This window comes from Psychrobacter sp. 219-2-C (assembly GCF_049560815.1).
In the GTDB taxonomy this organism is placed as follows: Bacteria; Pseudomonadota; Gammaproteobacteria; order Pseudomonadales; family Moraxellaceae; genus Psychrobacter; species Psychrobacter faecalis.
Map to the genome: position 1 here is coordinate 1,014,808 of NZ_CP186933.1, position 16,200 is coordinate 1,031,007.

Annotated in this window: 15 protein-coding genes; 6 read left to right on the top strand and 9 right to left on the bottom strand. The window is 44.2% G+C overall.

Annotated elements, in window-relative coordinates:
- Positions 1-143: 143 nt before the first annotated feature.
- Positions 144-638, bottom strand: a complete 495-nt coding sequence (locus ACPEGP_RS04050; RefSeq protein WP_191692031.1) for a nuclear transport factor 2 family protein — start codon at positions 636-638, stop codon at positions 144-146.
- A 286-nt stretch (positions 639-924) separates the two neighbouring features.
- Positions 925-2,235: a hemolysin family protein gene (locus ACPEGP_RS04055; RefSeq protein WP_423814015.1), complete on the bottom strand. Its 1,311-nt coding sequence runs from the start codon at positions 2,233-2,235 to the stop codon at positions 925-927.
- 475 nt (positions 2,236-2,710) lie between these two features.
- Here ACPEGP_RS04055 and yajC point away from each other — a divergent pair, with 475 nt between their 5' ends.
- The 6 genes from yajC (at position 2,711) to ACPEGP_RS04085 (ending at position 9,274) form a co-directional block, all read left to right on the top strand.
- A complete protein-coding gene (gene yajC, locus ACPEGP_RS04060) occupies positions 2,711-3,040 on the top strand; it encodes a preprotein translocase subunit YajC (RefSeq protein WP_068408182.1) in 330 nt (109 codons plus the stop codon).
- Between the two features lie 309 nt (positions 3,041-3,349).
- Complete coding sequence (gene secD / locus ACPEGP_RS04065) at positions 3,350-5,227, top strand: protein translocase subunit SecD (protein ID WP_068408185.1); 1,878 nt, start codon at positions 3,350-3,352, stop codon at positions 5,225-5,227.
- A 9-nt stretch (positions 5,228-5,236) separates the two neighbouring features.
- Positions 5,237-6,499 carry a protein translocase subunit SecF gene (gene secF, locus ACPEGP_RS04070; protein ID WP_068408187.1) on the top strand — a complete coding sequence of 421 codons (1,263 nt, stop codon included), beginning with the start codon at positions 5,237-5,239 and terminating at the stop codon, positions 6,497-6,499.
- A 179-nt stretch (positions 6,500-6,678) separates the two neighbouring features.
- On the top strand, positions 6,679-8,073 hold the full coding sequence (locus ACPEGP_RS04075; protein ID WP_068408188.1) for an MATE family efflux transporter: 1,395 nt from the start codon (positions 6,679-6,681) through the stop codon (positions 8,071-8,073).
- A 108-nt stretch (positions 8,074-8,181) separates the two neighbouring features.
- Positions 8,182-8,913 carry an AzlC family ABC transporter permease gene (locus tag ACPEGP_RS04080; RefSeq protein ID WP_068408189.1) on the top strand — a complete coding sequence of 244 codons (732 nt, stop codon included), beginning with the start codon at positions 8,182-8,184 and terminating at the stop codon, positions 8,911-8,913.
- Positions 8,903-9,274, top strand: a complete 372-nt coding sequence (locus ACPEGP_RS04085; RefSeq protein WP_068408190.1) for an AzlD domain-containing protein — start codon at positions 8,903-8,905, stop codon at positions 9,272-9,274. The genes ACPEGP_RS04080 and ACPEGP_RS04085 overlap by 11 nt, the downstream gene beginning before the upstream one ends.
- Before the next feature lie 236 nt (positions 9,275-9,510).
- On the opposite strand, the gene purF is transcribed toward ACPEGP_RS04085, so the two are convergent.
- The 7 genes from purF to ACPEGP_RS04120 form a co-directional block, all read right to left on the bottom strand.
- Positions 9,511-11,046: an amidophosphoribosyltransferase gene (gene purF, locus ACPEGP_RS04090; RefSeq protein ID WP_068408191.1), complete on the bottom strand. Its 1,536-nt coding sequence runs from the start codon at positions 11,044-11,046 to the stop codon at positions 9,511-9,513.
- Between the two features lie 246 nt (positions 11,047-11,292).
- Entirely contained in the window at positions 11,293-11,790 is a 498-nt protein-coding gene (locus tag ACPEGP_RS04095) for a CvpA family protein (RefSeq protein ID WP_423814016.1), read from the bottom strand.
- A gap of 80 nt (positions 11,791-11,870) precedes the next feature.
- Positions 11,871-12,905 carry a quinone-dependent dihydroorotate dehydrogenase gene (locus ACPEGP_RS04100; RefSeq protein ID WP_423814017.1) on the bottom strand — a complete coding sequence of 345 codons (1,035 nt, stop codon included), beginning with the start codon at positions 12,903-12,905 and terminating at the stop codon, positions 11,871-11,873.
- Positions 12,906-13,144: 239 nt separating this feature from the next.
- Positions 13,145-13,570, bottom strand: coding sequence for a DUF4870 family protein (locus tag ACPEGP_RS04105; RefSeq protein ID WP_423814018.1), 426 nt, complete (start codon positions 13,568-13,570; stop codon positions 13,145-13,147).
- A gap of 127 nt (positions 13,571-13,697) precedes the next feature.
- Positions 13,698-14,261: a type II secretion system protein GspM gene (gspM, locus tag ACPEGP_RS04110; RefSeq protein WP_423814019.1), complete on the bottom strand. Its 564-nt coding sequence runs from the start codon at positions 14,259-14,261 to the stop codon at positions 13,698-13,700.
- A 2-nt stretch (positions 14,262-14,263) separates the two neighbouring features.
- Positions 14,264-15,556 carry a type II secretion system protein GspL gene (gspL, locus tag ACPEGP_RS04115; protein ID WP_423814020.1) on the bottom strand — a complete coding sequence of 431 codons (1,293 nt, stop codon included), beginning with the start codon at positions 15,554-15,556 and terminating at the stop codon, positions 14,264-14,266.
- Between the two features lie 120 nt (positions 15,557-15,676).
- A complete protein-coding gene (locus tag ACPEGP_RS04120) occupies positions 15,677-16,135 on the bottom strand; it encodes a SixA phosphatase family protein (RefSeq protein WP_423814021.1) in 459 nt (152 codons plus the stop codon).
- Positions 16,136-16,200: the final 65 nt, after the last annotated feature.

Here is a 16,200-nt window from a genome sequence, read left to right on the forward strand (position 1 = left end):
GTGATAAAATAAAGTTAATCGACAGTATAGTACGCAATATCAAACAAAAACCAGCCTAATCGTAAAGATAATGCGCAAAAAGTCATTTGCCTTATCTTTTGATGGCTTACTTCATAATACAGAACTTGATATATGACTAATTTTTAGTTGATGGTCACTTGTGAGACCGCGCGTAAAAGCACTGCGTTACCCGTAGATAAAGTCAGTGTGACCCGCGATGAGGTGACAAATGAAACTTTTTGACCGTCTTTTACCCAGCTTTCATTGGTGGTGACATTCGCTTTGGCTTGGTCGCCCGTAATCACAATGTTATCCACCGTAATATCGTAGCGATAATTTGACGTATCACGCCAGCTTCTTTGCAGCAGTTGCAGATAAGCGTCTTTATCAAGGCTGGTGGTTTTGCCTTTTCTGGACATCGAAATCAGTGCATCATCAGACACCAAGCGCGCAACTTGATTGGTGTTTTGGCTATTGGCAGCTGATTTCATGGCAGCGGCGTAGTTTTGTACCAGCGCATTGCTCATGGTCGCCGCTTGCGCGTTGATACTAATAGCACCAGCAGCGGCCACTACCGCTGTCACGCCAGCACTTTTTATCAATAGAGCAATTAGCCCTTTTCCCCATAGTCGTTTCATGATATTCCTTAGTAATACTATTATCATTATCGTCGTGTGTCGTTAAAGCCAAATAATGTTATGGCTATAGATTATGGTCATACATTGACTTAAGACCTAAATTTATCAGGCGCTTATAATTCTTTTGTTTTAAGGCTATTTGTGTGTAAAACTTAGGTTAATTAACGACACATTGTTATGTTAGTTTTAGCCTATCACCCAATTCTCACAGCTATGTGACACCCTGTGTGATTATTGCGAATCTCACGCAAAACAGTGCTGTGCATTTATCTGCTCAGTCCAATTTTTAATGACCATTTTTCTCATGCTTGTGTTCATTATGGCCGTCTTCATAACTTTCATCATCGCTGAGCTTCATGCCTAAACGCTCAACGCGTCTGTCCATCATCTGCCGAGCTAAGGCTTGCATGTCTTCGACGCGATCTATCTCATCGACAATTTCAAGCCCTAATAAAGTTTCAAACACATCTTCTAAAGTTACCAAGCCTTTAACTTCGCCGTACTCACCAACGGTGATAGCAATATGAATACGGTTTTTTAGCATCAGCTCTAATAAATCAAACAGTTTCATCTTTGAAAATACAAAGGTAATGTCGCGTTTAAACTGGGTCAGCGGTTTATGAGCGGCATGGTTAAATTTTGCCAAAAGCATGTCAGTTTTTAAGACAAAACCGGTAATGTTGTCTAAATCGCCATCATAAATTGGCAAACGCGAAAAGGTCAGTTTTGGCCGATCAACCAATAAATCAGCGACGGTTTTATGCTCTTCAAATGCCAGCATCACCGAACGCGGGGTCATAATGTCTTCAACTTTAATCGCCCCAAATGCCAATAGATTACGAATAATACGTGACTCTAATGGATCAATCTGTCCTGATTCTTCGCCGATGCTGGCGAGTGCCGCAAATTCACGGCGGCTAAACGCTTGCGGCTCTTTACCGCGTACCAGCAGTTTGGTTAATTTTTCTGAGAACCAAATCAAAGGATAGAGCAGCAAAATAATACCGCGAACAAAATAAGCAACCATGCCGCCCAATTGACGCCAATAGATAGTGCCTAGGGTTTTTGGCATGATTTCGGATAAAAACAAAATAGCCAAGGTCATGAACGCCGAAAACAGACCAAACCAAGCGCTACCAAAGACAATCGTCGCCTGCGCACCCGCCCCAATCGAGCCTAAAGTATGCGCCACGGTATTTAACGTTAAGATAGCTGCCAACGACTGATCGATATTATCGACCTTTAGGCGTTTTAGCATGTTGGATTTTTTTGGGTTCGTTTCCTGCAAGTCAGCAATATACGACGGCGTCATGCTGAGGAGTGCCGCCTCGGCGAGCGAACAAATGAACGAGATACCAATGGCGATAAGGACAAATAAAATAAGCAGTAGCACGCTACTAGCAGTAGGATTTGCTACCTCACCTGCTGCCCAAACCGCTTGTGGTAGCAAAGAGGTTAGCAATAGAATAAACGCCGAAAACGATTTGCTATTAAAGCGTGTCATATAAGAGCGATCGCTGTCACCCATCGTCGGGGGAGGTTTAGCAGAGGCGTCTTTACGACAAGCGCGAGGACGGTATAAGCGAGGTACAGACATAAAAAAGGTAAACAAGTTAGGTAACCTAAACAAAGAAGAAAAAGGAAATCACAATATATCATGAGCAAGCGCTAGCAGATAGAAAATAATAGCCGATAAATACGAATGCTTTTCTACCCAATCATTAAAAACGTGCTCAAACCATTCTATTATACAGCCATTCTGTTTATGATACTGGCAATTTGCGATAAATAGCTATTATTATCAATTGCTTAGAAATATAGCTACCCATATTTTTGAAAATTATAAAATAATAACAACTTTATATTAACTTAACATTTGGCTTGTTATGTCTACTGCATAATTGCCCTTGCTTTGCTTATAATAACAAATCCTCTATCACTATAACTATCATAGCCACCCCATGAATTGCAACAAAAACGCCCTCAGCCTATGATTAACAGTTACCAAGCCTGAGATTTTTTGTTACTATGCGTGTAAATTTATTCTTATCTATGACTTACTGAGAGAAATTATGAGCTTATTCATTCAAGCGGCCCATGCGGCACCAGAAACTGCCGGCGCTGCGTCAATGTTTGGACAAATCTTGTTGCCGGTTGCCTTTTTTGCCATTTTTTACTTTTTGGTGATTCGCCCACAGTCTAAACGTACCAAAGAACACCGTGCGATGGTCAACGCGTTGACCGTTGGCAGCGAAATCATTTTTGCTGGTGGTCTTATGGGCCGTATTAAAGCATTGGAAGGTGATTATGCGGTAGTGAGCTTAAACAATCATACCGATGTTAAAGTGCAACGTGCGTCCGTGATTTCAGTATTGCCGGCTGGCACCATTGAAAGCGTTTAATTGTCATTTAGAAATTCAATAATTGACAAACTTTTATTGAGCTTAATTGCTGCTAGATATCAATTATTGGTTGTAATGACTGTAAAATGACCGTACATTATTTACGGTCATTTTTCGCTTTACTGTTTACGCTTAACCGTTTTTTGCTTTACTATCATCGCGGATGATCGCAGTGGTGCAGAATTTAGTACGACTACTAACACACAATAGTAGCTCTCCATTTAATCACCTGCCATTGTTATCGCTAACTTCCCATCTGCTAACTTGTGGCCTGCGTCGCCAGTAGTTTATCAACTTAAAGAAGTGATTATGCAATATCCCGCTTGGAAATACTTACTCATCGCCGTCGTGCTTATCATTGCCGGTCTATATGCGGCCCCTAACCTCTATCCTGATGAACCTGCCGTACAGATTACCAGTGCCGCAGCAGGTACACAGCTATCTGAAGGTATTTTGACCCAGTCTAAAAGCTTACTTGAAGAGGCTGGCATCAATAATCATGATGGTACCTTTGAGGGCAACAGCGCGCTGGTGCGTCTCGATAATCCAGTCGATCAGCTAAAAGCTCAGGAAGTGCTGCGTCAGAATTTGGGCGAGGACTATGTGGTCGCACTAAACTTGGCACAAACGACCCCAGAGTGGTTGCGTGATATCGGTGCAAAACCGATGAAACTCGGGCTTGATTTGCGCGGCGGTGTACGTTTTGTACTAGAAGTGGATATGGATAAAGCGCTCGAGCAGCGTTTGACCAGTGCCAGTCGTGATATGCGCCGTGACTTACGTGCTGAGCGTATTGCGGTAAAAGGTATCAAAACCGAAAAACGTGGCGTGGTGCTGCATTTCGCTGATACCGATACCCGTAACCGTGCGCAAAACATCTTACAAGGCTCGATGGGTAATACTTTCACGCTACAGTCTTCGATTGATGAGCAGGGCCCTGCGCTGATTTTAGCGTATAACGATGCCACCTTAGATGAAATCAATAGCTACGCGGTCAACCAAAACTTGACCACCCTACGCAATCGTATTGCTGAGCTTGGCGTGACTGAAGCTTTGGTACAATCGCAAGGTGCTAGCCGTATCGTCGTTGAACTTCCAGGCGTACAAGATACCGCTGAGGCAAAACGTGTCCTTGGTCGTACGGCTAACCTTGAGTTCCGTATGGTTGCTGAAGGTGCTGAAAACTATATGGGCGGTATTCCGCCTGCTGGCACTGAAGCGTTCCCCTTTGAAACACTCGATGGTCCGCCAGTATTGCTTGAGCGTCAAGCGATTGTCACCGGTGATAAAGTCACCAATGCTCAGACAGGCATCGATGAAAATGGCTCGCCTGAAGTCAGCATTACCCTAGATAGTGCTGGTGGCAAGCTCATGCAAAACGCTACCCGTACTGCTGTCGGTAAACAAATGGCGGTGCTGTTTATTGAGAATAAACAACGTATCGCTTATAAAGAAGACCCAGCGACTGGTGAGACGGTTGAAGTACGTACACCGTATGCAGAAACCAAAGTCATTAACCGTGCCAATATCCAAGCGGTACTGGGCTCGTCATTCCGTATTACTGGACTTGACAGTAGCGCTGAAGCGGCTGAGCTTGCCCTTTTACTACGTTCAGGGGCGCTAGCAGCACCGATGTATTTCGTGGAAGAGCGTACGATTGGTCCATCACTCGGTCAAGAAAATATCGAAAAAGGCTTATTCTCTACCCAAGTGGGTTATCTATTAGTTTTCGCCTTTATGATTGTTTTCTATCGCTTATTTGGCGTCATTGCCAACGTGGCCCTAGCAATTAACGTCATTATTATCATTGCTATCATGTCAATCTTAGGCTCATCACTCACCCTACCGGGTATTGCTGGTATTGTCTTGACCATTGGTATGGCGGTCGATGCCAACGTGCTGATCTTTGAGCGGATACGTGAGGAGCTGGCAAATGGTGTCCGGCCAAAATCCGCCATCGTCGCAGGTTTTGACCGTGCTTTTAGTAGTATTTTCGATGCCAATATCACAACCTTACTGGTCGCCTTTATTTTATTTGCGATAGGTACGGGTCCGATTAAAGGCTTTGCGATTACCCTCGCGATTGGTATTGTCAGCTCGCTATTTACCGCCATTTTGGTGACGCGTGCGCTGATACAAATTGCTTACGGCAAGCGCAAATCTATCAAACGTCTGAGCATCGGTTAGGAGAAAACTATGGCTATCGATAATAACAATCCGCTAGAACAAGAAAATAACCCAGATCGAAATGGCTCAAACGGTGAAGCAAATACTACTGGTACGCGCCGCCGTAAAAAACCGCGCCGTGATGGCAAAGGCAGTAATACGCAAGCTAATAATCCTAGAACCTCTAAATTGACCGGTTCAAAAACCCGCCGCGGTGGGAAAGAAAATCAAGCCTTGGCGACCCAAGCATCTGGTAACACAGCAGCGGTTGATCCTAATTTGATGTTAGGTGGTTCTGCCGAAGATGCCGCTGCTTACGCAGAAGGTGGTATCAAAGCCATTGGCGATCAACGTATCATCCCATTTATGAAGTTAGAAAAGCCGATGGCACTTCTATCGCTTCTGATGGTGATTGGCAGTATTATCGCCATCGCCGTTAATGGTCTAAATCTAGGTCTTGATTTTACCGGCGGGGTTTCAGCAGATGTGCGTTATGAGCAGCCTGCTGAGCAAGCCGATGTGGTAAATGCCCTAGCCGATAATGGCTTTGACGATGCGGTCGTACAGTATCTAGGTACGCGCCAAGAGCTTTTAGTACGCTTGCCACCACAGTCAGATAACGTCGATGGACTGAACGCCAGCCTGAGTAAAGCATTAGCATTGCCTAATAATAACGTTGAAATCAGTAACGTTAATATAATCGGTAGCCAAGTCGGTAACGAAATCTACTTAAACTCGGTTATGGCATTGGCATTGGCATTGGCTTGTATGCTTGGCTATGTTGCCCTACGCTTCCAGTTTAAGCTAGCGCTTGGCGCAGTACTGTCGCTATTCCATGATGCGGTGGTAACCATCGGGGTCTTTGCCTTATTTGGTTTTCCGTTTGATTTAACTGTCCTAGCTGCTGTACTGGCGTTGATTGGTTACTCGCTGAACGATACGATCGTCGTTTATGACCGTATTCGTGAAAACTTCCGCCGCGTGCGTGGTATCACGCCGCGTCAAACGGTTGATTTGTCATTGACAGAGACGCTGCGCCGTACGATTATGACCATCTCAACGGTACTATTGGTAGTACTAGCGATGTTATTCTTAGGCGGTGATGGCTTATTCTGGTTCTCGGCTGCCCTGTTTATTGGTCTACTTGCTGGTACTTACTCATCTACTTATATCGCAAGCTCGATTCCTCTAGCGATGGGTTTGTCACGTGATGACTTTATCGTTAAAGTAAAGCCTGAGTTTGAAGAAGAAATCGTTACTTTTAATGATCCAAAAATGTATGAGCAAGACTAATGCTTGTATAAAAGCCAATCACTAGACTTTTAGTTGTTTAGCAAACGTTATCACGATAAAAGCACCTAAACTCTAGGTGCTTTTGTCTTTATACTATTTTTATCCATCTTTTAATACTATTCGATAAGTCATCACTAAACTTTTCTGTCTTATTATATGGTTATATAAGCGACTAAGCTATGTCATCTACCCTGCCGCCAAGTGCTATGCCGCCTATTGATACTCGCTATGCGCGTATCATCGCGATTGCCTTACCTGTATTATTGGCTAACCTTGCGATGCCACTACAAAGCGTCATTGATACAGCTATTGTCGGTAATATGAATGACACTGCCAAGCTTGCTGGCATGGGTTTGGCTATTCAGCTGCTGTCTTTGATATTAGTCAGCTTTAACTTTTTGCAATACGCGTCATCTGGACTGTCCGCACAAGCCCTCGGTCAGCTGGCTCATAATGATGCGCATAAACAAACGCAATCGCCGCTGCTATCAATTTTGCAGCGGGCTTTGTTACTTGCGTTTATGATTGGCGCAGTGCTACTTATTGCAAAACCTTGGCTCATTGATTTTGGCTTGCAAGCGCTTTCTGCCAATCCTGATAGCGGTCGTGCAGCCAAAACTTATTTGGACGTCCGTTTTTGGGGCGTTATCGCAGAGCTGATGAATTTTGCCTTTATCGGCTGGTTTGCCGGTCAAGGCAAAACCCGCTATATGCTTTATCAGCAAGGCTTTATCGCCCTGCTTAATATTATTCTGACCTTGTTTTTTGTTTATGTGCTGCAGATGGGCTTGGTTGGGGTAGCATTAGGCACGACCATTGCCTTTTGGCTTGGGGTGGTCTTAGCATTGTGGCTCAGCCGTCGACATCTACAAATCTCTTGGCGCGCGTTATTTAATGCTAATAAAGACCACTTTACCAAACATAAAATGCTTAGGCTATTTTCATTAAATAAAGACATTTTTATCCGTACGCTTATTTTAACCCTAAGCTTTGCTTGGATTACCCGACTGTCGGCCCAAAGCGGCGATGTCATTTTGGCCGCCAATGCTATTTTATTGCAGGTATTAAGCATCTCAGCCTTTGCCCTTGACGGCGTGGCGGTATCGGCAGAAACCTTAAGCGGACAAGCAGCAGGACGACGCGATTGGCCACGTTTTCGCATTATCGTCAAACGCACAGGCGTGGTCAGTTACGGCCTTGCCATGATGCTAAGCGCGATTTGGTGGCTTGCAATGCCAACTTATTTGGATTTTATGACCAATATTGAACCCGTCTTTGCGCTGGCTTATGACTATCATCTTTATGCGGTACTACTGCCACTTGTTGGCGTTGGCGCTTATTGGCTCGATGGAATATTTTTTGGTTTAACGGCTGGTAGCGTCATTCGTAATGCCGCGCTGATATTGGCGCTTATCTTTTTCCCTTTAAGCTGGCTACTCTACCAGCAATGGGATATGACCGGTATTTGGCTTAGCGTTTGGTGCTTATTATTATTAAGATTGATGATTCTTGGTGGGTTTTTATACCGTGCCCATCAAACAGGCAGCTATGAAAAATTGCAGCCTGAAGCTTGACCATTAAAGTAATTAGCTAACATGAGGCGTTTTAAAAAGAAGAAAAGAGATAATCAACGACACATCAAAGTAAGAAAAATTAGAGATTAAGAAAAATTAGGATATCACGTGACTACTCAATCAAATGAGATAAACCAAAATCAAGCCTATTATTACCATTGGGCAGAAGGCTTTAAAAAAAGCTTGCCAGTCGCCATGGGTTATCTGCCAGCAGGCATCGCCTTTGGCGTGCTCGCACAAGTAGCCGGTGTACCAGTGTGGGCGACTATTATGCTAAGTGTAGTCTTATATGCAGGCGCGGCGCAATATGCGTGTTTACCGATGCTAAGTGCTGGGCTACCGATTGGTAATATTGCTACCAACATTGCCGCCATTAACTTGCGTCACGTCTTTTATGGTATGCCGTTATTGCAGTATTTGCCAAAAAATAAAATAGCGAAAACCTACTGTTTATTTGCCCTCACCGATGAAACGTTTTCGGTAATGACCAGTTTGCCAAACGAGTCGCGCCAATCACTCATACTGCCGATTAGTTTGTTTAACCAAAGTTGGTGGGTATTAGCTGGTGCGATTGGTGTAATGATTGGCAGTGCACTCAGTGACTTGGTACCGCATTTGGATTTTGCCTTGGTCTGTTTATTTGCCATTTTAGCTTATGAGCAATTCCAAAGTATCAAACGCTATTTCCCGATTGGCATTGCGGTGATTGCTTTGATGATTGCCTCATTATTTACCAGTAATTGGTTGTTATTAGTAGCGATTACGATTTGTATGCTGCTGATTTTAGCGCGTGGTTTTTGGTTACAGCGCAGTGTGCAAGGAGGCAGCAATGAGCAGTAGTTATTTGATTCTTGCCACACTGGCGATGGCAGCCGTGACCTTTATTACCCGTGCCCTGCCCGCTTTAATACCTAAAAAGCTGCTAGATACACCGTGGCTACATCGCTTAAATGAAAGCTTGCCGCTATCTGTGATGGTATTACTGATTTTAACCAGCCTTTCTTATCAAGGTTTGTCAGGCGATGCTGGCTTCCAAGCTGGCTTAAATAGTGCCGAAGTACATTTATTTATGGCACAAATTGGCGCGTTATTATTGGTGCTACTTATCTATCATCTTAGTCGTCAATTGCTGGTCAGCATGATCGTCGGTATCGCGGCGATTAATGGCTTTTTGTGGTTATTTACGCGTTTTTTAGGCTGATTAAAAATTTAGTGTATAGCGTATATTGACCCTAAAAAAGATACAGCGCGGCTGGGATGAATTTTTCGTAACCTCTGTGATAACAGCAAGCAAGGAAAATTTATACCAGCCGCCTATGGCTGTTTATTCATCATTTTATTTCATACTGACTACGTTTATTTGTGCTAATAAAAAAGGCTGGAATCTTTACGAATCCAGCCTTTTTACTTACTACCATTTTTGAGTTACTTATTCTATTATAACTCTTCTACGCCCATCATATCGACTGGCGTATCAGCAACGATTTGCACGCCTTTTTTGCCTGTTTTGGCGGTGTCGTTACGTTGCTCTTGTAGATGATCGAGATACGCTTCGTTGATTTGCCCAGTAATATAGCAGCCATTAAATACTGCGCAATCAAAGCCTTCAACCTTGCTATGCTTGGTATCTTTTACCGCTTCAATCAAATCGTCCAAATCTTGGAAAATCAAGCGGTCGGCACCGATAATCTCACGTACCTCTTCAACGCTATGACCTGAAGCAATCAGCTCGCTACGCACTGGCATATCGATACCGTAAACGTTTGGATATTTAACCGGCGGTGCAGCACTGGCAAAAAATACCTTACGGGCACCAGCATCACGTGCCATTTGGATAATTTCATGACACGTCGTACCGCGAACGATTGAGTCATCAACCAAGAGGACGTTTTTGCCCTTAAATTCAAGCGGTACGGCGCTTAACTTTTGACGCACGGATTTTTTACGTTGCTGCTGACCTGGCATGATAAAGGTACGACCGATATAGCGGTTTTTCATAAACCCTTCACGGTATTTGACGTTCATCTTTAGCGCCAGCTCCATCGCTGAGGTACGCGAAGTATCAGGAATAGGAATAACCACATCGATATCGTGGTCTTCACCCCATTCAGCAAGGATTTTATCGGCCAGTTTTTCACCCATACGTAGGCGTGATTTATAAACCGAGATATTATCCATAATGGAATCTGGACGGGCAAAATACACATATTCAAAGATACAAGGCGTGTACTCTTTTTGCTCAACGCACTGATGCGTATGCAGTTTATGGTCCAAATCAATAAAGATCGCTTCGCCTGGTTTAACATCACGGACAATGCTAAAGCCTGAACCTGTCAATGCGACTGACTCTGACGCAACCATATATTCTGTGCCGCCGTTAGCAGCCATACGCTTACCAAAAATCAGCGGGCGGATACCGTTTGGATCACGGAAGGCCAGCAAACCATGCCCCGTAATCATAGCAACCACGCCATAAGCGCCTTCAATACGGCTATAAACTGCTGTTACTGCTGCAAAGATATCCGTAGGCGTCGGGTGGGTTTTATTGATATTCTGCATTTCATGCGCAAGCACGTTTAGCAACACCTCAGAATCTGAATCGGTGTTTAAATGACGGCGATCTTCTTGATATAAAGACTTAGCCAAACCTTCAGCATTGGTTAGGTTACCATTGTGCGCAAGGGTAATACCATAAGGCGAGTTGACGTAAAAAGGCTGTGCTTCGGCGCTACTTGAGGTGCCAGCGGTCGGGTAACGGACGTGACCGATACCAAACTTACCCACCAGTTTTAGCATATGACGGTTCATAAACACGTCACGTACCATGCCATTTTCTTTACGTAAATAAAGACGCCCATCCTGTAAAGTCACAATACCTGCCGCATCTTGCCCGCGATGCTGCAACATGGTTAAGGCATCATAAAGAATTTGGTTGACCGGCTCATGAGCTGCGACCCCAACGACTCCACACATAGTTGTATCCTATTTTGTACCACACATTGATAACACAATAACGGCTGATAAGCGTGTCTTAAATGTTTGCCTATCTTTTGCCGCAAAGCTGATGATCTTGCTGAGAATAACGTCTTACGGACAATAGATAAGGCTAATTATCCATAAGACAAGTTAATGATGATAAATAGAGGTGTATTTTACGAACATTAAAGGCGCTTGAATAGCTTTTTTTAAGCGCCTAGCATGCCTTTGAATCTATAAAACTTAAGACTGATTGACCTGATCCCATGCCATCCCAAACATATCTGAGACCAGCTCTTTACCCATGGGCGCATAAGGCAGCAATTCAGGCGCGAGCACCGAGGTTTCCCATTGCGGCATTTGCACCAATAATGGCGCGCTGACGCTAAGCACCACTAAGACCATAAGCACGTTTTTTGCCGCGCCAAGTACACCGCCCGCCATCTTATCAAGGATGCCAAGACGTAAGGTTTTAAGCACCCCAGAAAACACAAACGCGACCAGATGCATAATGGCTAAAATAGCAATCACAATCACTAAAAACGCCAGCGCCATTTGCAACACAGGATTCTCTACCATACCTGATAATTGCGGCGCAACCGAACCTGCCAAACGTGTGGCAGCAATAAGTGCGATAAACCAGCCAACCAAACCGACCGCTGTCTTAATCAGACCTACCTGAAAACCACGCCATAAGCCAATCAGGACAACCACAGCAATCACAATGTCTAAACCACTCATGTTTATCGCCTCATTTGCATCTTATATCGCGTACTTCAGTGAAATTAAAAAGCTTACCATTATGAAAGTCGTTAAAAGTCTTAACCTTCCATCGCATCGTAATAGCCACCGATAGATTGAATGCAAGACTGTACCAGTCCCGGCCCTTTATAGATAAGCCCTGAATATAGCTGCACCAAATCTGCACCTGCTTCGATTTTTTTGACGGCTTTGTCACCGCTATCGATACCACCAACGCCAATCAACGTGACCTTACCACCCAGCTGATCGGAGAATTGTTGTAGAATTTGCGTACTAATGTGGCTGACTGGACGACCGGATAAACCGCCTGCTTGCTCACCATCGGGCAAATCTTCGACGCCTACGCGGCTCAACGTGGTATTGGTGGCAATCAAACCATCAATCTCAAAATCCAGCAACTGCTGAGAGATATAATCCACTTGTGATGGCTCTAAATCAGGGGCGACTTTTAGGACCAAAGGCACATAAAAACCATACTCGGTTGCCAGCTGATTGTGGCGATTTTTAATGGTATCTAATAATTGGGTTAACGCTTCACCGCTTTGTAGGTCGCGTAAATTTTTGGTATTCGGCGAGGAGATATTAACCGTAATATAAGACGCATGCGGATAGACGCGCTCTAAGCAATAGACATAATCATCAGCCGCATTTTCAACCGGAGTCGCCGCATTTTTACCGATATTGATACCGATATTGCCTTGGTATTTACTGCGCTTGACGTTTTCAATCAGGTAGTCAACGCCTTCATTATTAAAACCCATACGATTAATAATGGCATCGGCTTGCTTGATTCTAAACAGTCTCGGTCTGTCATTGCCGACTTGCGGCTTTGGCGTGACCGTACCCACTTCGATAAAACCAAAACCCAACTCTGCTAGCGCATCGATATAGTCGCCGTTTTTATCCAATCCGGCGGCAAGCCCAACAGGATTGGCAAACTGCAAGCCCATACAATCGGTTGGCTGCATTGACTGACCATATACTAAGCCCAACACGCGCGCTTTATGAGCTTTATCCAGTAAAGATAAAGTCATCTCATGCGCGTGCTCGGGGTCCATATTAAACAAAAAAGGGCGAAGTAAGGCGTAAGACATAGTAATGACAGACCCTGCTTGAAAAGAAATAATGAATGAGAAAAACGAATGCGGTCAAGCGCTGCGATTATATCAGCTTAACTGAAATAAGACCAAAGTTTCATCAGGAAAATTGCACTATACCCTGCCAATAAGTAAGCGTTAATACTGCCAATTGACTGACTTAACCTAGTAAAAAAGCCGATAATAGACAGCGTTTTTATCGGCATTTACTACTTATTCATACTCATATTTGCAGATTAAGGCACTGGGCGGCCATCGGCGAGCGCAATCCAACCACGTACAATACGGTACAGATGCCAAATAAAAGTAAAGCCCATCACCATAAAACCTAAAATGGCCATTAATACTGAGCCGATGGCAATGTTGTTGGTTTCAGCGAACATACTGACGCCAAAACCGCCTAAAGCAAAAGTGACGATAAGCACCCCAATGGCAAACAGGACAATACTGTACCAAAATGTCTTGATTTGCCAATCAAAATGGGTAGCGAGCCAAGTACCGTCAGCATCCCGGCGTTTGGCATAGTTCATAAAGATAGGCACAATCCACAATAGCCCAGCGGTAAAATAGCTGAGCACATAGAGCAAATAGGTGATGTGGTTATACGTCGTCAAAGAGCGGCGTTTATCATCACTCATCGTATTATTAGAATTATTTATCATGCTGTCACTCGTTATGTTCTGTGGTCTGTAGTTATTTTTATTGTGGCAAATTGTCAGGTTTTCAATGTGGTAATTTTTAAAGCGTTAACGTGGTTAAATATTTTTCTTACATAATTGACTAAAAATATTAAGAAGTCACGGTCGCCTGTACTTGAATGGCCTTGGTAACCAAATCTTGTTGCATCGACAGTTGGGTAAATTGCCAACCTTGCTGTTCAAGCTTACCGAGTGCGCCACTCACCACCGCTTGGCTTGGATGGGTAAAGCTCAGCTGCACCGCATCGCCTGCTGCAATGACCTGCGCATCAGCAATCCCTGAGTTATTTAACAGCGCACTGATACGGCTAGCCGGCGGCATCGCTTCAGCGCCATCTGCTGAATTGGTAGCATTTAACGCATTGCTATCAATATTACCAGCTTGGGCACGCAACCAAAAATAGTCAGCAACCTGCTTTTGATACTCATTTTTTCTCGCTTTTGCTGATTGATGGACGCTATAGCCGCCATAACCACCGACAAATAACAGCAAAAATGCCGACAATAGCAGTAAGGCTAATTGGTCACGCGCAGACAATGCTTGCCAACGTGTCAGTAAGACATTTTGAAAGCTACTCATCCGCGTTGATAATGCACTGCTTTTAGGGTCAGCCACCATAGTACTGCGTTTGGCGAGGCGTTGTAATCTTTTCATGGTTACCCTTTATTGCTAACGCTACTATTGTTTTCTACCACATCAACGGTCACTTGACCACTAAACTGCCCTTGCTCATTGCCATTGACTTGTTCCAGCTTAGCATTTAAGCCTTGGGCGACAAGCGTATTGGTAAATTGATCAAGACTGCCGCGGTCTGGTGCAATCAGCGTAAAGCTGAGCGCAGTTGGCTGCATGATTAACGCCTGCGCTTGTAATGACGACTGTTTAATCAGCGGTGATATACGTGATAATACGGCTATGTGAGCGTTAGGCGCTTGGCTGTCACTACGCAGTTTTGGTTGCAATTGCACTTGCAATTTGGTGCGCGTACTAAGCGGCTCACTAGGAAACCAAGACTTATACTGGCTCGCAATCTCGGTTTTGGTCGCCGCGGTCGCCGCCTGATACTGATACCATTGCACTCCATCGGTCGCCATCTGTAATACCAATGCTGACAGCGCCACCATCATCGCCACCCGCAGATACGGTGATAATTGTGAATTAGTTGATTTAATAAAAAAGTTCAGCGCATGACGCTCAGGAATTTCAAGCGGTTTAGGAGCAACTGGTAGCGTGGTTAATAGTAATTGATGCTCGGCAATCATTGCCGCCGTTTGAGTAGTTACTTTGACGGTAGTTTCATGCTTGGTGAAATCAATATCATCGAACGCAGGCTCATTAACCATATCAGTAGCGTGGCTCGAATCTACAAAAGCATCATCAATAGCTGGCAATAGCAACACTTCGCTTAAATGCGGAAAACGCTCAAAGATTAAAGGCAAGTAACTGACTGCCATACCTTGGTGTAAGGATCGGCGTAGCAGCATGGTTTGCTGATCTTGGTACAATACAATCTGCTGACCTGCACCCTCTTCTGGCGTTGGCAGTAATAAAAAATCAGGCAATAATGCTACGATGTTCATGCCAGCAAGCTTGGCGCTTTGCTGCCATGCTTCGATATCGCTTTGAGCCAAAGCATAGAGATGATGACTGGTATTTTCAGTCACTTGGCGAATGGCTAATTGTTCAACCGGCGTCAGAGAAGTTTCTTCAAATAAATACTGTTTACCGCTCATACCTAATTGTTTAAGCTGAGCCGTATTTAGCTCAGACTCTACTTGTAAGACATGGCTTGATGGGAAATACAGACAAACCGATTTTTGACTATTGGTTTTATAGCTACCATAGATATCATGTAGCTGTTGCCAGCCGTCGACCAATTGCCATTGTTTTATGTCTTCGTGCCAGACCGCTAGAGGACTGTGCTGCGCTCTTAACCAAACATGTAACACCAAATGTGTCCTTAATTATCAAAGCTGTTGTTTAGAGTCATTGCTGATTAAAGCTGTCATTTATTAAAGCTATGGTCTAGCAAGCATTTAAATGTCTTATGAGCGTGTGTATGATTGATACTAATAAGGTTGTTCTGGAACAAAGCGGTCTATCTCGGTTGCCATACCCGCCAGCACAAAATCTATCTCAAACACGCGCGCTTCTGCTAAAGCAAACGATTCAGGGTAATCACCCGTCAGCAGGCCAGCGATATGAGCAACAATAGACATATGACAGACAACCACCAGACACTCCGTTTCAACATTACCAATGTCGATGAGCGCCTGATGGGCATCGTCGGACGGCGTGATATTCTCTTGTATTTGTGAGGGCACGTTAGGAGCGCGCAACTGTAATTCTGCCAGCGTCTGCTGCGCCCGCTTATAAGGGCTCACAACAAAACAGTCAGGTTGATAATGAGTGGTAATATACTCTGCCGTTTGCGCCGCTTGCTGCTGGCCAAAATCTGTCAACTGCCGTGCACTGTCTGGGCGCGTCCCATCTTCTGCTTGACCATGACGTACTAAGATAATTTTCATAATCTTAACCACCTTGTGTGTTACGTTTACCTGACTATTTTGATGATAAAGTAATGTTAACAATG